At 34.4% G+C, this 17,464-nt stretch carries 23 protein-coding genes; 7 read left to right on the top strand and 16 right to left on the bottom strand.

The window, feature by feature from the left end; genetic code table 11:
- Positions 1–37: 37 nt before the first annotated feature.
- The 3 genes from EVJ47_07140 to EVJ47_07130 form a co-directional block, all read right to left on the bottom strand.
- Positions 38–511 carry a toll/interleukin-1 receptor domain-containing protein gene (locus tag EVJ47_07140; GenBank protein RZD14006.1) on the bottom strand — a complete coding sequence of 158 codons (474 nt, stop codon included), beginning with the start codon at positions 509–511 and terminating at the stop codon, positions 38–40.
- Positions 512–532: 21 nt separating this feature from the next.
- Positions 533–1,597 carry a site-specific DNA-methyltransferase gene (locus tag EVJ47_07135; protein ID RZD14193.1) on the bottom strand — a complete coding sequence of 355 codons (1,065 nt, stop codon included), beginning with the start codon at positions 1,595–1,597 and terminating at the stop codon, positions 533–535.
- A 95-nt stretch (positions 1,598–1,692) separates the two neighbouring features.
- Positions 1,693–2,475, bottom strand: coding sequence for a restriction endonuclease (locus EVJ47_07130; GenBank protein RZD14005.1), 783 nt, complete (start codon positions 2,473–2,475; stop codon positions 1,693–1,695).
- 122 nt (positions 2,476–2,597) lie between these two features.
- Here EVJ47_07130 and EVJ47_07125 point away from each other — a divergent pair, with 122 nt between their 5' ends.
- Positions 2,598–3,689: a hypothetical protein gene (locus EVJ47_07125; protein RZD14004.1), complete on the top strand. Its 1,092-nt coding sequence runs from the start codon at positions 2,598–2,600 to the stop codon at positions 3,687–3,689.
- 24 nt (positions 3,690–3,713) lie between these two features.
- On the opposite strand, the gene EVJ47_07120 is transcribed toward EVJ47_07125, so the two are convergent.
- The 11 genes from EVJ47_07120 to EVJ47_07070 all read right to left on the bottom strand — a co-directional run bounded on the left by EVJ47_07120 (position 3,714) and on the right by EVJ47_07070 (position 14,112).
- Positions 3,714–4,598, bottom strand: coding sequence for a hypothetical protein (locus EVJ47_07120; protein ID RZD14003.1), 885 nt, complete (start codon positions 4,596–4,598; stop codon positions 3,714–3,716).
- Positions 4,599–5,809: 1,211 nt separating this feature from the next.
- Positions 5,810–6,601, bottom strand: a complete 792-nt coding sequence (locus tag EVJ47_07115; GenBank protein ID RZD14002.1) for a class I SAM-dependent methyltransferase — start codon at positions 6,599–6,601, stop codon at positions 5,810–5,812.
- Positions 6,602–6,788: 187 nt separating this feature from the next.
- Complete coding sequence (locus tag EVJ47_07110; protein ID RZD14001.1) at positions 6,789–7,463, bottom strand: class I SAM-dependent methyltransferase; 675 nt, start codon at positions 7,461–7,463, stop codon at positions 6,789–6,791.
- Positions 7,464–7,497: 34 nt separating this feature from the next.
- A complete protein-coding gene (locus EVJ47_07105) occupies positions 7,498–8,433 on the bottom strand; it encodes an NAD-dependent epimerase/dehydratase family protein (protein ID RZD14000.1) in 936 nt (311 codons plus the stop codon).
- Between the two features lie 38 nt (positions 8,434–8,471).
- A complete protein-coding gene (locus EVJ47_07100) occupies positions 8,472–9,044 on the bottom strand; it encodes a transglutaminase family protein (GenBank protein RZD14192.1) in 573 nt (190 codons plus the stop codon).
- 22 nt (positions 9,045–9,066) lie between these two features.
- Entirely contained in the window at positions 9,067–9,537 is a 471-nt protein-coding gene (locus EVJ47_07095) for a pyridoxamine 5'-phosphate oxidase family protein (protein ID RZD13999.1), read from the bottom strand.
- Positions 9,538–9,580: 43 nt separating this feature from the next.
- Positions 9,581–9,991 (bottom strand): hypothetical protein, encoded by a 411-nt coding sequence (locus EVJ47_07090; protein RZD13998.1) that lies wholly within the window; start codon positions 9,989–9,991, stop codon positions 9,581–9,583.
- A gap of 886 nt (positions 9,992–10,877) precedes the next feature.
- The gene (locus EVJ47_07085; protein ID RZD13997.1) at positions 10,878–12,119 is read right to left on the bottom strand and encodes an IS256 family transposase; all 1,242 of its coding nucleotides are present in this window, start codon (positions 12,117–12,119) and stop codon (positions 10,878–10,880) included.
- A 232-nt stretch (positions 12,120–12,351) separates the two neighbouring features.
- Complete coding sequence (locus EVJ47_07080) at positions 12,352–13,245, bottom strand: DUF3987 domain-containing protein (GenBank protein ID RZD13996.1); 894 nt, start codon at positions 13,243–13,245, stop codon at positions 12,352–12,354.
- A gap of 25 nt (positions 13,246–13,270) precedes the next feature.
- On the bottom strand, positions 13,271–13,798 hold the full coding sequence (locus tag EVJ47_07075; GenBank protein ID RZD13995.1) for a hypothetical protein: 528 nt from the start codon (positions 13,796–13,798) through the stop codon (positions 13,271–13,273).
- A gap of 11 nt (positions 13,799–13,809) precedes the next feature.
- Positions 13,810–14,112, bottom strand: coding sequence for a hypothetical protein (locus tag EVJ47_07070; protein ID RZD13994.1), 303 nt, complete (start codon positions 14,110–14,112; stop codon positions 13,810–13,812).
- Positions 14,113–14,184: 72 nt separating this feature from the next.
- Between EVJ47_07070 and EVJ47_07065 the strand changes: the two genes are divergently transcribed.
- Positions 14,185–14,376 (top strand): hypothetical protein, encoded by a 192-nt coding sequence (locus tag EVJ47_07065; GenBank protein RZD13993.1) that lies wholly within the window; start codon positions 14,185–14,187, stop codon positions 14,374–14,376.
- A gap of 357 nt (positions 14,377–14,733) precedes the next feature.
- On the opposite strand, the gene EVJ47_07060 is transcribed toward EVJ47_07065, so the two are convergent.
- Positions 14,734–14,874: a DNA-binding protein gene (locus EVJ47_07060; protein RZD13992.1), complete on the bottom strand. Its 141-nt coding sequence runs from the start codon at positions 14,872–14,874 to the stop codon at positions 14,734–14,736.
- Positions 14,875–14,991: 117 nt separating this feature from the next.
- Here EVJ47_07060 and EVJ47_07055 point away from each other — a divergent pair, with 117 nt between their 5' ends.
- The 3 genes from EVJ47_07055 (at position 14,992) to EVJ47_07045 (ending at position 16,313) form a co-directional block, all read left to right on the top strand.
- The gene (locus tag EVJ47_07055) at positions 14,992–15,591 is read left to right on the top strand and encodes a hypothetical protein (protein RZD13991.1); all 600 of its coding nucleotides are present in this window, start codon (positions 14,992–14,994) and stop codon (positions 15,589–15,591) included.
- Positions 15,592–15,736: 145 nt separating this feature from the next.
- Positions 15,737–15,940 (top strand): hypothetical protein, encoded by a 204-nt coding sequence (locus EVJ47_07050; protein ID RZD13990.1) that lies wholly within the window; start codon positions 15,737–15,739, stop codon positions 15,938–15,940.
- A gap of 1 nt (position 15,941) precedes the next feature.
- On the top strand, positions 15,942–16,313 hold the full coding sequence (locus EVJ47_07045) for a type II toxin-antitoxin system VapC family toxin (protein RZD13989.1): 372 nt from the start codon (positions 15,942–15,944) through the stop codon (positions 16,311–16,313).
- Between the two features lie 144 nt (positions 16,314–16,457).
- Here the strand turns inward: EVJ47_07045 and EVJ47_07040 are convergent, their stop codons facing one another.
- A complete protein-coding gene (locus EVJ47_07040; GenBank protein RZD14191.1) occupies positions 16,458–16,571 on the bottom strand; it encodes a hypothetical protein in 114 nt (37 codons plus the stop codon).
- A gap of 346 nt (positions 16,572–16,917) precedes the next feature.
- Here EVJ47_07040 and EVJ47_07035 point away from each other — a divergent pair, with 346 nt between their 5' ends.
- Positions 16,918–17,139, top strand: coding sequence for a hypothetical protein (locus tag EVJ47_07035; GenBank protein RZD13988.1), 222 nt, complete (start codon positions 16,918–16,920; stop codon positions 17,137–17,139).
- 81 nt (positions 17,140–17,220) lie between these two features.
- A partial coding sequence (locus EVJ47_07030; GenBank protein RZD13987.1) for a nitroreductase occupies positions 17,221–17,464 on the top strand: 244 nt, incomplete at its 3' end.

Raw genomic sequence — 17,464 nt, 5'->3', positions numbered from 1 at the left:
TTTTATATTTATAGAAAATTCCTAATCCTAATATACCCTATTTTCCTGCAATCGCTACAAAAAGAAGGATTGCCCCAGCTACCCCGAGAATTATTTTAATATTTTCTTCTTGCTGTTCTTTTTGTTTAACATAAATAGCTATCGTGGAATAAATCTCATTTGTAGCCGCTACAGGATCTTTATAAACATCAATATATTTAAGATCCTTGATGAAGCCGGGCAAATAAATACCCTGGTGTAAAACTAATGGGATAATGGTTTTATTATTCCCTACGGCTATTCCTATTTCCTGAGAAACCCATTCAGAATTTTTTGCATTTTCCGACCAAAGGAGTAAAAAAATATCGCAGTTCTTTATTTTGTTTATAATAGTTGGTGAAAGCGGCGTTCCCGGCATTAATGAATATTGTGAAATAAAAGGCTGTGCCCCTGCCTGAGAAACCCAACCGGCAAGATTTTTCGCATTTTGAATATCATATGTCGAATAGCTTATAAATACATTAAGAGCCATAAGTGATTATTAGAAATAATTTTAAACTGAAATAATATAATTGTTTTCTAAAGTTTTTTCTTCCAAAAATTCATATTCAAAATTATCCGCAAATAGTTCTTGCGGAATTTTAGACAGGTTCTTTTTAGTAATTTTTATTGCATGCTCTGAACTGTCAATTCCTATCCAGTTTCGCCCTAATTCCTGAGCTGCAACCAGAGTTGTTCCGGAACCACAAAAAGAATCAAGAATCAAATCTCCTTTATTTGAGGAAGTCTGAATAATAAATTTCAATAAGTCTAAGTTTTTTCCTGTTGGGTATTGAGGATGTTGCGGATCTTTAAATTCCCAAATGTCCTGCATTCTTTTCCCATCTTTTTCGTCAGCATATATTTTTTTTCTTGGAACCCCTGTTTTAGACCACTCAATTAAACCTTGCTTGTCCAGTTCCTCTAAAACGGAAGGTTCGCTCCTCCAGTGTCTACCTTCAGGAGGATTCATATCGCGCCATGGTTTGCCGGTTTTTCCGTTAACGGTTTCGCCAGGTGCATGAAGAGGAATTGTGGTATATCGCCTACCGTTTTCATCTATTTTCTTAAATAATTTTTCAATATCTTGCCTGCTAAAAGAAGTTTTTGGTTCATTCCATGTATTATTTCCGGATTTTGAATAGAAAAGAATCATATCTTTTATATTTCCGTACGCTTTTCTCATAAAATTTTTAGGATTACATTTAATTCTTGTGATATCATTTCTGAAATTATTTTTTCCGAATATTTCATCCATTATGATTTTCACGTAATGTCCTATTTTATAATCTATATGAAGGTAAATGGATGCCTTCTCAGACATCATTTCCCTCATAAGAACCAATCTCTCCCTTAAAAATTCAAGAAAATATTCGTTTACAATTGTATCGGTATATGCTATATCGTCGCTATTATTCATACTTATAGTATTAGACCTTGATGATCCTATTTTATAGCAGTTATTTGTAGAAAACGGAGGATCTATATAAATCAAATCTATCTTGCCCTTAAGTTGGTAATCATCAAGCAATGTTTTGAGTATGCTTAAATTATTTCCGTGAATAAGCTTATTACGCAAATGATTCCCGTAAACTAATTTAAGTTGAACCTTTGGCGTATTGTTTAAGATTTCTTGTTCAGTTTTTTTATTTTTGTATGTTATGAACATAATTTTTAAATTTGATATAAAAATTCTCTTAGAACTAATGCACTCATAATATTATATTCCTTAAGTCCCGTTGTTAGACTTTTATGCATTTTATTGCCACCACTTATATATAAAACGCCGTCTAATATTGCAATAATAATGGCATTAACATTCTTTAGCGTTAATGTAGAAATTGCATCGTTAAACTGTGCATTTTGATGTCCGCCAAAATCTGTCAAAAATTTTGCTTCTCCAATAATATATTTACCATTAAACCGGCTTATAAAATCAAGACCTTTATTATGGTTGTAATTTAGAAAAACTTTTGCGAAAGCTGATAATTCGGCATCGCTTCCATCTAAAATTGCGTTTCCTTTTGTCTTTTTAAATTCATTAATATCTACCGGTTGGATGCCTAAGGATTTTTTATTTAACCATCTTCTAAATAAGGGACCGATTTGCCTATTAGTTTCTTTGGGCTCAGAGCATTTATTGTAAATTGCATCAAGCCCCATTTCGTACAATCTCCCGCAAAGTCGGTCTACTGTTGCAGGATTCCTTTCAATTGAGGATTTATCCCTTTTTAAATAAGCAACATAAGAATCTTTTATCGGAAAGAGTTCGGCCTTCAAAAGATTTTTTAATAGTTCTATGTTATTTCTTTTATTAAAAGACTTCTCAATTTTACCCCAGAGATAGTTATCTATTTCTCTTAACCCTTCAGGAATTGTGGGGTATACCTGAAATAAATCATCTAAATAATTTCTCTGATTCGCGTATTCTATGCTTAATTCAATCCAAGGATTCATGAGTATAAAAACTTTTATTTTATATTTAATTTTATTATAATACATTTTATGCATTTATATAAAGCATATTAATTTTTTTAAAGCATTTTTTTTATAATAATGTACAATAAAAAGGAATTGTGATGGCATTTTACGCTTTATATTACCCAACAATAGAGTTTCACGATATTGATTTTCTGAAAAAATCTATCCTAGTCTGGGATAGAATTTTTAGAATTGTTCCTGCGAGCTACGACCCTTATGATAATAAAGAGGTGAAAGAGGCAATAGATGCAGGAATTGTAATAGATTTATACTTAAAGAATGATGAAAAAAATATTGCCGGAACCAATTTTTTAAATTTTTACGAACAACTTAAACGCTCCAAAGAAGGGTTGGCAATGCCATCAGGATTTTCTTCTCATAGCTTCGATGATTTTGCCCGTATACATCCTGAAAAAACAGATGTTAGGCTACAATCTCTCTTTCAAGAAATGTCTTCCAAATTAGATAAATTAGCGGATGGCGGTTTTATTAAAATTCCGCGGTATATAGCTGGTATTTACATGTTTTATCTTTCCAAGGTTGTTGCAGAAAAACGTGATCTTAATCTTTTAACCGATTCCAATGACTCATGGATTGCCGGAACCTATTTTTCACAAGAAGGCAATTTCAATAAAGATATTCGTTTCTCAATGGATGATGTATATTTATGTAATCTTGCCATAGATGGTTTGCTTCCTAGTAATCTTAGTGGAATCCCAATGAAAAATTTAATAAAATTTAAAGAAAAACATAAAGATGAACGTATAGAATTTCAAAAAAGTCTTGATGGTTTAAAAAAAGAAATATCAAAATGCGAAAATAAAGAACACGCTAAAGATATTATTGTTGGTGATTTTATAAAGAATTTTGAAGTAGCTAAATCTGAATATAAGAAAACAATAGCGTTTTTCAACAAAATAGATATGTATAGCCTTATTTTCACAGGGATACCCGTTGCAGGCGCATTGCTTTCCTCGAATCCGTTTTACGATCCAATGAAATTTAGCAAGGAATTATTGCTATGGGGCGTTTCGGCATTGGCGTATAGCAAATTAATACCAAAAACAAAAGGGGTTCCATCTTATCTTATTGACGCCGAAAAACTTGCTATTAATGGTAAATATCCTAATTATAAAACTATAAAAGATAAGTCTCTCCATGAAAGATTTAATGACCTAATGAACGACTAAAACAAATTCAATAATATTGAAATATTAATCCCCATCTTTTCCCAGATAAACCTTCGTTACATAATCCCTGTTATGCCCAAGTTCATTGGAAACGGCTATTTTAGATTCTTTTTCGGAATATCCGTTTAAAATAAGTTCCGCATACCTTTCCTGTGCAACGGAATGCCTTACGGCGTGTATATTGAAGCCGGCATTTTTAATTGAATTTCCCAGATGGTTCATTTCCTGCTTTAAGTTCCTGCCGGTATCGTAATTGCAGTTCATTGCAAATTTACGAAGTTCCGCAAGTTCTTTAAGTTTCTCAGAAGAAAGTTTTATTTCTCTGGGTCTGCCGTTTTTGCACCATGAGCCTTTTAATTCAAGACTGCCGTTTTTTACGACTTCATAACCTTTGGCAAGCGCGAGTCCGGCGTGAACGCTTTCTTCTTTTCTTAAGGCCGCTACACTTGCTATTTTCAACTGAACGTAAACATTGGCGTCTTTTTCTTTAAAATACAGAAGTTTTTCTTTTATATCCACTCCTTTGACATTTAGACTTTTATCCTTATATTCAATTTCTCTTTTAAGTCCAAGTTCTCCGTTGGAAATGTTAATATTGGTTCTGCCTGTTTCATGTAAAAAAGACCTTAAGGAAGAAACGTAGTTGATAATAGTGGCGTCCTTTAGTCCCTGAGCCTTATAATAATTTACCATTTTTTCGATATCGGCGTTACTCCATTTGCCGATATCGGCTTTCCTGTTGGCGGTTACGCCTATATCGTAATGCCTGGCATCATGAGCTATGCGGCACATGTCCTGCCTGATGTCATGGTCTGTTTTATTCGAAACGATAGATAACGGCGCGTCCATTTTATGAAAATGTTCTATCTCTTTTAATTCCCGATTTATCTTATATTCTATTTTCGTCATTTTAATATCCTCCGTAAAAATATTTATTTTTATTTAGACAAACTTTTGCCATTGGCATTTAACCCTGCCTATATTCTATAATGCCATGAAACACCCATGCAGGATTTAAGGTCGAAAATGTCTTTTCGTATGGCTTTTTCACTGGAAAGACAATACCAGCTCTAAGGAGAAAATCTTTTGAGGATAAGCCAATAATCCCTATATATTTTTAAAAGTTATTTTCCGGATTTAAAGACCCGGCAAGTCTTGGAAGGTTTTTTTAGAGTTAAACCATAAGCGGTTAGCAAAATAACTGTGCAGGATTTCGGCCTGCGTTAGAAAGGATATTTACTTTTAGAATTGACCCGGATTTTTTTCCGAGCAGAAGTAGTTCCTTTTTAAAATCTTTAATCGCGCCGGTATTTTCATCGTTTATAAATAAACTTAAAAATCACCGTGGAAATAAAAATCTTAAAAAATCCAAAGTAAATATTTGCGAATTTAATAATCCGTTCGTTTCGGATTGGAAAGTTTTTGATCTTCTTTCGAAGATAGGTAAGTTTTAATCTCTTGCGAAGATAATAGGTTCCTTAAAAAGCGCCGCCAATTAAAGCGAGAAACCTAAAAAGAATTGACTAAACAATATATGTTTTAATTATACCATAATTTATAAAAATAGTAATCACTTTTCGTCAAATTAGGTTTTTCAAGCATTTTCCACGCTTTCTTCAGTTTGTAAAAAACACAAACTGAAGAAAGCTTATAGAGGTTTGTTTCTTGCTCCGTTTGATTTTGCTTTCCAAACCGGCAAGCGGTTTAGAAAGCAAGCCTTTCGGCAAAATCAAACTCCGGCGAAACAAACATAAAAAGCATCGTATCGGGCTTCCGCCCGAACCTGACAAGCGTATGCACGCTTGACCGCAGGGGGTGGATAAAAACTTTAATTTTACATCCTGCCGCATAAACGGCATACTTTTATGATGAAAAAGATATACTTTTTCAATACATACAGAAAAATATATGTTTATATCGTTGGACGCATAGTGCGCTTTATTTTGCGGGTTTTATATATATTTTTTCATGCATTTCTTCGGCTAAAGCTTTTAATGCTATTTTATTTACTTCCTGTTCCAATAAATGGGGCAGATTTACTTATTTTATAATATTTTAAATTAGACTACAAAAAAATCCAGACGTGAAAATAAATAAATCTTGTATCCTTCTTCTAATTTCTAAATGCTTAAGGCCTTAAAAATTATACGCTTATGGTCCGCATGCCACCCGCCGTTTTTATAAAGCGTTTCCCTCGCGATATCTTCCGCTATTTCTATGACGTCTTCATGAAGATTTTCGGGAACAGAATTAAGCAGGCCAAAGCCCTTTACAAACCTTACCCATTCCGCAAAACCATCTTCTCCTCCGCTTAACGGGGTAAGCCTTTCGTAAAGCTTGATACTCGTTACGTTAAAACCGTTATTTTCTAAAAGCCATTTATATTCCAACACAGATGGATGATACCAGAGATTTTTAGCCGAAATATTTATGTCTCCACATATCGTATTTCTTTCTTTTAAAATACCGGCTGCCTTATCTAAGGAGGAAATTATACAAGAAACATTGCTTTTTGCATCGAACTCGGCAACGAACCTTCCTTGAGGCTTAAGCAAGGCATGAACCGATTTAAGTAAACTGACGTGGTCTTTCAAGGGAATCCAGTGAAGCACGGCATTTGAAAAAACACCGTCATATGTTTCGTTTTCCGCGTAAGATATTATGTTCCCTATTTCAAAATCAATATAGGGATATGAATTCCTTGCTTTTTCTATCATTTCTTCTGAAATGTCGATACCCTTAACGTGAGCGCCGGAACTTTTTATTTCATCTGTCAGACGACCCGTCCCGCATCCGAAGTCTAATATCTTTTCTCCTCTTTTAGGAGAGAGTAAATCTATAACTCTAAGGCCGCTTTTCCACACGTAATCAAAGTTATCGTCGTAGGACTTTACGTTCCAGCGCTTTAACATATTTATAAGCCTCCTTTAAATTTAGATTAATTAAAATTTATCATATATTCAGCCTTTTAAGCCTAAGAGCCATTCATCCGTTCCCATTACCCTGGCGAACCGCACCTGAGTTACTAATATAAAATAAATAAATCAGGTACTCTTCTCTGATTTATTTATTCTGATTTTGCGATAGAAAAAAATTGCTTTATTTCATCGCCGACGTAACCGCAAAATTAAAAAGCCTGTAATGACAACCTATTTTTATAAACCCTGCATCTTTTAGCCATGCAAAATGTTCGCTAATGATAACGGGATAGTCTTTTTGCATATGCTTTGAATACCAAAATTCCGGGTCTTCTCCGTTTGATTCGATAAATCTTTTCCAGAGTTCGTATTGTTGCGTTCTTACGCCTTCGTCTTCGTCGATTATGATATCGCGGGATATAAACGTCCCTCCCGCGTTTAATGCGGAATAAATCGTTTTATAGAAATTTCTTCTTTGCTCAAGGTCAAGATGATGCAGACTAAGACCTGCAAGGATAATATCGTAGCTATTCCCGATTGATTCGGTTTTAAAATCACCTTTCTTTAATTCAAACCTGTTGGAATATTTATAAAGTTTGTTTTTATATGCTTTAAGCATCTCTTCCGTTAAATCGAATCCGACTATACGGGCATGGGGATATTTTTTTAATACCTGTTCCGATAAAACTCCGTTGCCGCATCCCAAATCAAGCACTCTATAAGCTTTTTCTCCTTCGGGAAGCAAATCGTAGATAATTGCGTGCTGCTCTAAATATCCAGGGATAAGTTTGACCATTAATTCTTCGTAACTGCCCGCCTGTTTTTCGAAATGTTCTTCCACTTCATTTTTATTCATAATATAAAAAACCCGTTAAAGACGTAAATATAAATTATAATGCGCTGTTTTTAACAAATAGAACCGTTTCTTTTATGCCTTCTCCGTAAGGCATAGGCTTATATTTAAAATATTCATTAAACTTAGACGAATCAAAATAATAATCAAATTCATATTGATACAGCATTTCGTATAACTCGGATGCTTTTTTATCAAAAACTCCCGCCGATTTTACCATCCATTTTTTCAAAACAGAATATTTGGGATTAATCCCTAACTCGCCTGCAACTAATTCAATAAAAGTTTTTAAATTAATTGCTGGATTAAATGTCGGCAAATGCCATACCTGATTGAAAGTATCCTCTTTGCTTGTTAATAAATAAAGTCCTTTTGCGCAATCGACGGTATATGTGAATGAATGAGGTTTAGTAATATCGAGCATCCATTGGGCGCTTTTACCCTGCATAAGTTTTTCTATAACCAAAACGTAAACCATACTTGTTTTAGTTATGTGCGGTCCGTATAAATCGGCGGCCCTTGCTATAATTGCCTGAATATTGCCTTTTTTTATTTCAGTTTCCAGCATGTTTGCGATTTTAGCGCGCACTTCGCCTTTTCTGCTAACAGGATTATACGGGGTGGATTCCGTCATTTTGCCGTCAACCTTTCCGTACATATAGACGTTATCGAAGAATACTAATTTTGTTTTGGCTTTTATGCATGCGTCTATCGCATTCTTCATAATCTTCGGCCATAACTCTACCCATATCCTATAATCATAGGGCAACCCTGCGCATAAATATACAATATCGGAGCCTTTTACGCTTTCAAAGGTTTCATTGAACGATGTTATATCTGCCTTAAAAGAATCCGCTCCATTTATCTGATATTTACTTCTTGAGACTAATCTTACGCTTTGTTTGTTTTTGAGTAATTCATAAGTTAAAACGTTTCCGATAGAACCGCCCGCTCCGAGAATCGTATGTTTCATGATTTTATGGCCATTAAATATAAATTAATTTAACCTTCTTATGCGTCAGGAAGATTTTCATAAACCTGTTCGGTTGTTTTATTTTTAGTTAAGACTTTTATAACGGAGGGCAAAGGTTCTGCCAAAATTCCGTCTAAATTCCTTTCGCCGGCGTAAAGAATATCGAACGCCAATTTTTCTGCCGGAGGACAAAAATGTGCATCTACCCCCGGCTTATTACCCCTGGCGTCAATACGATACCACCCATATTTTTTTAAATAAACCGCATTGAAACCGTGCAGGGTAAAACGCGAACTTGAAACATCAATATCTAAAACAAGTCTTTGATAGCATAAACCTGACGGAATACCGTTAGCCCTCAAAAGAGCAGCCAAAAGATGACTTTTAGCAAAGCAATAACCATGCCCATGTATTAAAACATCGGAAGCTTTGCATGTTACTGGATTTAGCCTGTAATCCCAGCTGTGTTTTATAGAATCCCTTACAAACTTGAAACAGGCTTCGACAATTTTTTCTTCGCTTTTAAGTCCGATAGTCAAATCCGCCGCTTTTTCTAAAACCGCAGGATTGCTGAAATCGATATATTTGCTAGTTCGTAAATACGCTTCCATGCCTGCACAGCCGGCAATTAGACTACGGTCTTTCTTTCCCGCTGATTTCATTTATCTTTATTTTAATAATAGCCGTTCTTCTATTTAGTTTGGATTTATAATTTTCGACCATTTCTTCCGTTAATCCAATATATCCGCCTTCGGGAACACATTTTTTAAGAATAGCTTCCAGCGCATTTCTTTTTTCGCTTATATCATCAACGATAGCGGCTTCGCCCGTTATCATAACGCTTTTAAAAGACTGGCCTATTTTGCACGGAATTTTATTTGGAATAATGCCCCTGTCTATAAAAACCAAAAAGCTGACGATTGGATTTTGTTTTAAAATGTCTATCTTGGTCCCGGATTCCGCGGAATGTAAATAGATATGCTTTTCATGATATACAAAGTTAACCGGAACGGTATACGGCGACGTTCCGTCAAACAGTCCAAGCACTCCTATGCTTGAACGGTTGAGGATTTCTTCAATTGTTTTATAGTCGTTAATAATCATATTTATAGTTTATAAAAAAACAAATTTAAGATAAGGATATTTTTTACGGTTTAGGCTCTATTACCGTTATCTCTTTTACTTCGTCCGTAGCTCCGGTGCATATTACGAGAGCCGTAGTTTCGATATTGACCAAAGCGGCATGAGGATGACCTTCGGGATTTAATACGTAATCTCCGGGGAAAAATCTCCGCTCTCCGTTCCTATAACAATGTCCGCCTTCAAGTATATAAACGTGTTCGTCGGAACGGGCAACCGCTACCGTTCTTATCATCTTGCCTTTGGGAGGAACGAATTTAATTAAATATGCTACCCCTTTTCCGTTTTCAAGCCTGTTGGTTAACTGCTTAACTAATACTATTTCTTTGCCTTCATGCAATACGCTTTCGCCGTAAATAGAGCTTGCGGGTATCCAGTCTATTTCCGGCGTCCTGATAAATATAGCGTCTGTTTCCAATTTTAGTCCTCCAAAATTATTTATTTAATTCAACCGCTGTATGAGTAATTATAGCATGACATAAATCAACAAGCAAACCTGCAACTTTGCCCGCTTATCTCGTTTATCATTTTATCTATAAAGTCTGTGGTAATGGCTTACGGCAAAATCAAACTCCGGCGAAACAAACATTTAAAACATCGTATCGGGCTTCCGCCCGAACCTGACAAGCGTATGCACGCTTGACCGCAGGGGGTGGATAAAAACTTTAATTTTACATCCTGCCGCATAAACGGCATATTTTTCTGATGAAAAAGATATGGAGTTAAGCGTTTATAAAGCTAAAGGCTTTATGCTAAACATATATATTTTTTTGCATGTTTTGAAAAAGAATGCCTTTTCCTGCAAAAAATATGACTTTTTCATACATACAGAAAAATATATGTTTATATCGTTGGTAGTATAAAGGCGCTTTATTTTGTAACGAATAAAGCAATACTTTTCTAAAGACACGGTCGTCTCGCCTGGATGCAAAAAAGGCAAGATGAACCGGAGGTGAGCCCGATGGGGGCTTGCCTTGTTTAGCCCCATTCCTTTCTAATTATTCCCGCAATTATCAAAAAATCATGCGAATTTGTGAAATATTCACCGCAACCCAATATAAACATTAAATCCAATTGTAAAAACCCTTCGTGAAATATTTGTGAATATTTTATTTATTTATCTCGCAATGCCACCATTATAAGGCTTTTTAATATATATCTTTGCGAAAAATTAAGATTGAATAATTAAAAGTTAAAAATATTTAGGCAGCCAAGAAAAAAGACCTTTTTCTTTTTGGCTGCCTTTTTTAAATAATTAACAATAATTAGCAATATTTCACGACTGTCTGCGAATTATGATACTGTCAACTTTTTTGTGTAAATTTTTTATAAAAAGGCAAATTAGGCTGCACCTTCCCGACAATATTATGCGTCCAAGCCGCTTCCATTTTTATGGATATAAATGCAAGCAGATTATATGAACTGTTTTCCCCGGCTAATATCTCCATAGATTTAGTTCTTCTTTTAAATTCTTTATTTAATCTCTCTATGATGTTGGTTGTTCTTAACGATATCCAGTCCTCTTGAGGAAATTTAAAAAATGTTAGGGAAGAATCTATCGAGTTGGATAAAGACTTAACTGCGGACGGAAAATCCTTATCGTATTTATTTTTAAATTCTTTGAAAAATTCCATAGCTTTGTCTTTAGACATGGCATAGAATATTGACCTTAAGCCGTCGGCAACTTCTTTTTTGTGCTTTATCGGCACTTTGGATAATACATTTCTAGCAAGATGAACTTGGCATCTTTGAACCGAAGAATTATAAAATTCTTCTTTAAATACCTTCTCTAAGCCGGCAAGTCCGTCCATTATGCCGAGCTTAACCGATGAGCCGTTTAGGCCCCTGTTTTTAAGGTCTTTAAAGAACTGCCGCCAAGAAGAGGCGGACTCCTTATCGCCGGACTGGAAGCCCAGAACGGAACGGTAACCGTTAATATCTACGCCTATGGCTACGAGTACCGGAACCGTTTCTATTTTCTTAATCCGCATATGAAAATTAACGCCGTCAAGATAGATATATTTTATATTCTCTGGGGATAAGTCCCTCGTTCTCCATTTCTCGATAGCGGAAATAAGCTCTTTATTGGCGTTTGATACTTCCTGCGGAGACAATTTCCTGCCTATTAATTTATTCGACAAAAGGGATAACGAGCGGGTCGATATGCCGGTTAAATACATCAGGGTTAGATCTTCTTTTATCGAGTCTTCGTATCTTTTGAAGCGGGGAAGCACCTTAGGCTTATAAGTTCCCTTTCTATCCCTTGGGACTTTTACAGCGGTATCGCCTATTGATTTAATGCAGAAACGGCGGGCATAGGAACCGTTGCGATAGTTTGGGTCAGTGCAGGTGGAACGCTCGTATCTATTCCTTTTAAGATGGTCTTTAAGTTCTATGTCTAAAAGCTCCGATATGTAATTGCCGACCTGTTCTTTAATATTAGTCCTTATTAGCTCAAACATTTTAGACGGTTCCTTTTGAATCTCTTTGAATAAAGTTACGATTTCTGATACACTGGTTTTACATCTTTGTCGGCATAAAAGCATTGCTTTTATAAGCCGCCGACAAAGATATCATTGGCGTTGCCTCCTTTAATTTAAAGTTATTTTGGTCAATAACTATTTTATAGGAGGTGCGCCTATTTTGCCATTGGAAATTTACACAAGATATTTTACACTATCCGAATTATCCAATAGTCTTTAAATATAGGTATTTATTATATTATAATAATATATTATTAAATAATTCACAAGTTCACAAGATTATGTAAGCCGCCCGTTAATCGCCTATTATTTTATAATAAACGGCGGATTTTGTTTTAGTTTTTTCTACTCTCACAGCGACGGATCTTCTTTCAATTAATGTTTCTATAAAATTGTTGAAGTCTTTTTTAAGCATATGCGTATAACGAAGGAGTTTGCTTCTTTCGATAGTCCCGCCGTTGTCTGCGATAATGTTTAATATTTTATTCAGGGTCTCCTGGTTTTTATCTTTTATTAATTTGTCGTAAACGGAATAAAGATATTTTTCAAGAATTAATTTTAATTGTATAGCGTATTCCATATCTTCTTTTCCGATAACTTTATCTTTTCGCATAACGCAGTAAACCATTGCAATTTTTATGACAAGCGTAAAAAGCCTCGTATGAAAACTGCCGTATATTTCTGACTGCCTTTTTTTAGATTCGTTTTCGCTATAATAAAACTCTTCGTAAATTTGCTTCGCTTCCTCCGATAATTTTATTTCTCCTTTAATGCTTAAAAGTTCTTTTAGCTCCTCGACTAAACTATTAGGCGGATTATTGCTTATAGGAAGAGCGATTTCTTTTTTATCCTGCTGGGCATAAAATATCGTAAACCTCTGCATAAACCCGCTCTGGCGGTCGGCTTCTTTAACGTTTTCAGAAATCCAGGCGATGGTCGAAGCGCTCAAGATATTAATAGCTGGTTCGTCTATCCTATAAAGCTGTCCCGTTCCGTTTGGACCTTTAATTAATTTCTTTTGGGAAAATCCGTCGTAAACGTCAGTCAAAAATTCTTTAAATCCCTTGTTGTAGCTTTTCTCAAGCGATTTAAGCCATCCGCCGAACTCTCCGTGAAAAAACGTTCCGTAAGGCCTACCCTGAGCAACCATGTAAAACGCTTCGGGCGTTACGTCGGAAGGATAAATCAAAGAGCCGTCTTCCGTATCTAAATTTTCAAGTATTTCCGGACAAGTCTTTATTTAATAATTTAATTTGAAGACTTTCTCTTAATCTTAAATTAACAGATTGGATATTAACGGCATGCTTTAGCGACGCATAACGCAAATCATTTGTTTGCGCGTATTTTTGGTCAAGCCAAGTTTTAAATGCGGCGGCGGATTCTCTTGAATTTTCTTTATTGATTCCGTCTTTTTCGGATATATTACGGCTTAATCCGAAGTCAGACGCTTTAATAACGTGTAAATCATCCCTATCTATATACTTCACGATATTATTAATGCTTGAGATATATGAATTTGCGTTAGATAAAGACATATTTCCCGATGAAACGTTATTTTTTAATGCTGTAATCATATTAACAATATGAGGCTGCTCTAAATCTTTTAAGCTTTTAATGCCGGTTTGAGATTTAATTTCTCTTAAAGTAGCGGAAAGTTTTTCGGCAGTGGAAGAACCACGCTTAATAAATTCCGATATTTCTTTTGCCAGAAACGATATTTTAGATTCGTTTTTTATGCTCATAGCTTTACCGCTCACTTTAAAACCTCGATTCCGATATTTATTTTAAAGAACCGCCTATAAATTTCTCTAATTACCAAAAAATATTTCCGGCGGGTTTCGTCTGATTTATTTGACATTTCTTTAGTATCGAAGAAATCTTTTACCACTTCCTTTTTGCGGATTCCGTCCGTATGGAGTAAATTTTGAGATTCGCAAAATGAAAAGAACTTAATAGCCGCCTTATCCCTGAATTTTTGGGTTTTAGACGTGTTCTGGTGCTTTTGCGCCAAAAATAGCCGGCGGTGCTGTTTATAAAAATCCAATAATTTTCCCATAGTTACCTCTAATACTTGTCTTCTTATGCGTTCCGAATACACCGTTGCCGGTTTTAAATACTAAACCTGTTTATGCTTGCGCAACGGAAGGCAAATCCAAACTTCGGAACTATATATATTGTGTACGTGTTCGTTACTACCGCTCTTCGCGCAAATAAAGAAATTATCACGATTGTAGCGATATTTTTCTATGTACAACATAGAGAAATATCGCTTGAAAATCCATGCAAAACCACTAATCTCAATGCGGACTGGCGATTTTAATCTGCGGACTTTCAATAAACTAACTTAAAAAAACCGAATTAATCGGCTTCAATTTTTCATCGGTTTAGAAGAACTGCTTTAGACTGGCTCCTGAAATTGTTTATGCATTATCTGAGTTGAAATAAAATTGCGGTGCATTCCAAGTAAGTGGTCTGTTCTTCCATTGACGCAACGTTCTTCCGGATGACTTTTTTCTACCCTGCTGCATAGCAATAGAATCATCAATATTGAATATTTTCGCTTTTGAATGAGCGAACGGGGTTATCTGCAGTAAAAATATATAAATTTAAATTCACAAAATATTTTTATTTCTAAATTCATCGAAACTTTCAACCTTTTTTGAAGCTAAAAACTTCTCTAAATCGGCTTCTCTAAATAGGATTTTCCTTGAAGTTTGTAGAAAGTTATCTGCCTTGAAGCTATGTAGCGCCTTAAAGTAGTAGCAGAAACCCTTAAAAATGCGGCGGCTTCGTTTATAATTAAAATATCTTTATCCATAATTTAGTCAATTATATAATTACTTTACAATTATTATATATCAAATTTATTTAATGTCAAGTAAAAAAATAATTGACTAATTGACACGCTGAATTTTATTCTATATAATTGACAATTATGGACGATATACAAGAAACATTAGAAGACCAAGGCGTTGATATAGATACCCCGAAATATATAAAACTACCATTAAACTTTTATTTGTTGCCGGAAATAAAAGCTTTAGATAAATATCCCGAAAAAGACAGATTAATTGCGTCATGGATTAAGCTGCTGTTATTTACCGCAAAATTTGAAAATGAGGGAAGACTGCAGATGAAATCCAATAAAGCAAGACATAAAGAACTCAACCCTTTCGATATAGGCAATCATATGTTTCCGACATCCGTTGCATATTTTGTTAAAATAGATGATTCTAAAGACGTGGAAGAAGAACGGAAATTTGCGTTAAATGCCATAGATATTTTTTTAAAAGAAGGACTGCTCGGAAGAAACGACAATCCAAAAGAACCCTACTTATTTGTCAAAAATTGGAACGACATCTATAAGGCTTCAAAACCTGGCAAAAAGACAGAATGGACTAAAGAGCGCGTAGAAGAAATTCTTAAGGAGAACGATTATAATATGACAAAAGCGGCTAAGACTATCGGAAATACGAAACAGTTTATCAGCTTCCTGGCAAAAAAGTTCGGGATTAAGAAACCGAGCAAGGCATAAGGTATTTAGCATATCCTATAGAAAATTTTTTATAGTTTGGAATTTATTTAAAAAGCTGATAAAATAATAATATAATACACATAATTTTTAATATAAGATATAAAAAGAATTAGAGAATTATAAATACAAACAGGAGATTTAAATAATGAAGATAGTACTAGAAATAAAAGATATCGAAAAAGCAAAAACCGTCATAAACTTTTTAAACCAGAATCCTTATATAAAAATTAAAGATATCGAAAATATAGAGAAAAAGAAAAAAACATTCGATATGAACCAAATGTTCGGATTATGGAAAAAAAGGGCTATTACGAAAGAAGAAATCAGGGAAAAGGCGTGGGGTTTTTAAAGTGGTATTATGCGATACCGATGTAATGATAGAATTCTTCAAAGGAAACGTTTCTACAAAAAACATATTGGAAAACGATATCCTGCCCAAAAATATTGCCTTAAGCGCCATCACTTTGATGGAACTCTATTTCGGGGCTAAAAGCAAAAAAGAGCTTATTCTTATTAAAAAATTCCTTTCAGCCTTTGAGATTTTAAAACTAAATGAAGAAATTACTGATATATCCTTAAATTTAATAGAAATTTATTCCAAAAGCCACAGCCTTAAAATACCCGATGCCTTAATCGGCGCCACATCCCTTTATTATAAAATACCTTTATTTACTTACAACAAAAAAGATTTTAATTTTATAAAGGAATTAAAATTATACTAACATGGCAAATGCCCGTATCAAGGAAAATATATTAAACCAGGCGGATAAACTACCGCACGAAAAGTATAATTTATATGTGATACAAAAAATTGAACGCGGTTTGAAGGATGAAGAAGCAAAAAGGGGACAGATTTATTTATTTTCTTATACCAGGAAACTGTGAATAATACTTTTAATGAAAGTTTGATATTTTAGTCCCTTTTTTGAAGCAATAACTTTTATTTTCTCCAAATCTTCCGAAGAAATTCTAAGAGTTATAGTCTTATCTTGTTTTTTATATAATCTTTTGCGGCATTCTTAAGCTTGTTTATATTTTTCGTGTCATTTTTTATGGATTTTAAATCTAAATCCTTTAAGGATTCTATAATTTCTTTTTCTTCCTCGTCTATATAATTACTACTTATTGTTTTTCTTGTTTTTTTGTCTCCCATTATTTTTTTAAATCTTTTGTCGGGATATATGATTTTTAGAAAAATTTCATTTTAGTATATACTATAGAAAATTTTCTATAGTTTGGAATTTATTTAAAAAGCTGATAAAATAATAATAAAATACATAGCATTATATATAATTTTTTAATGCAAAATATAAAAGGCGATCTGATATGGCAAATGCTCATATAAAGGAAAATATATTAATCCAGGTGGATAAACTACCGTACGATATGCAGCTTCGCGTTCTAGACTTTGCAAACTCGTTATCTCCCAAAGGCGTGAAGGGAGATAGTCTATCAAAATTCAGAGGGTCAATTTCTTCCGATGATTTAAAACTGATAGAAAGCGCTATAATGGAAGGATGCGAAAAGGTTGACATGAATGAGTGGTAGGATAATTTTAATTTTGCATAGAAATATTCAGATTTATATTAAATTCACATTTCATATTAATTAAATATACGGAGAATAAAAATGGACTTATCAGATATAATAGAATCAAGAAGAGCTTACAGGTCGTTGGAAAAAACCGAAATAAGCGAAGACCTTATAAAGACGCTAGCCCAGTCGGCTTCGCTTTCGGCATCCTGTTATAATCATCAGCCATGGAAGTTTGTGTTCGTTTATGAAGATACGGTTCTTAAAGAATTGAAAACAGCTCTTGCGAAAGGCAACGCTTGGGCGCAGAACGCTTCTATGATAATAGCAGTTTTATCTA

It is taken from the genome of Candidatus Acidulodesulfobacterium ferriphilum, from assembly GCA_004195035.1.
GTDB lineage: Bacteria > SZUA-79 > SZUA-79 > Acidulodesulfobacterales > Acidulodesulfobacteraceae > Acidulodesulfobacterium > Acidulodesulfobacterium ferriphilum.
The sequence above is the reverse complement of the archived record's forward strand: the minus strand, read 5'-3'. Positions and strand labels throughout refer to the sequence as shown.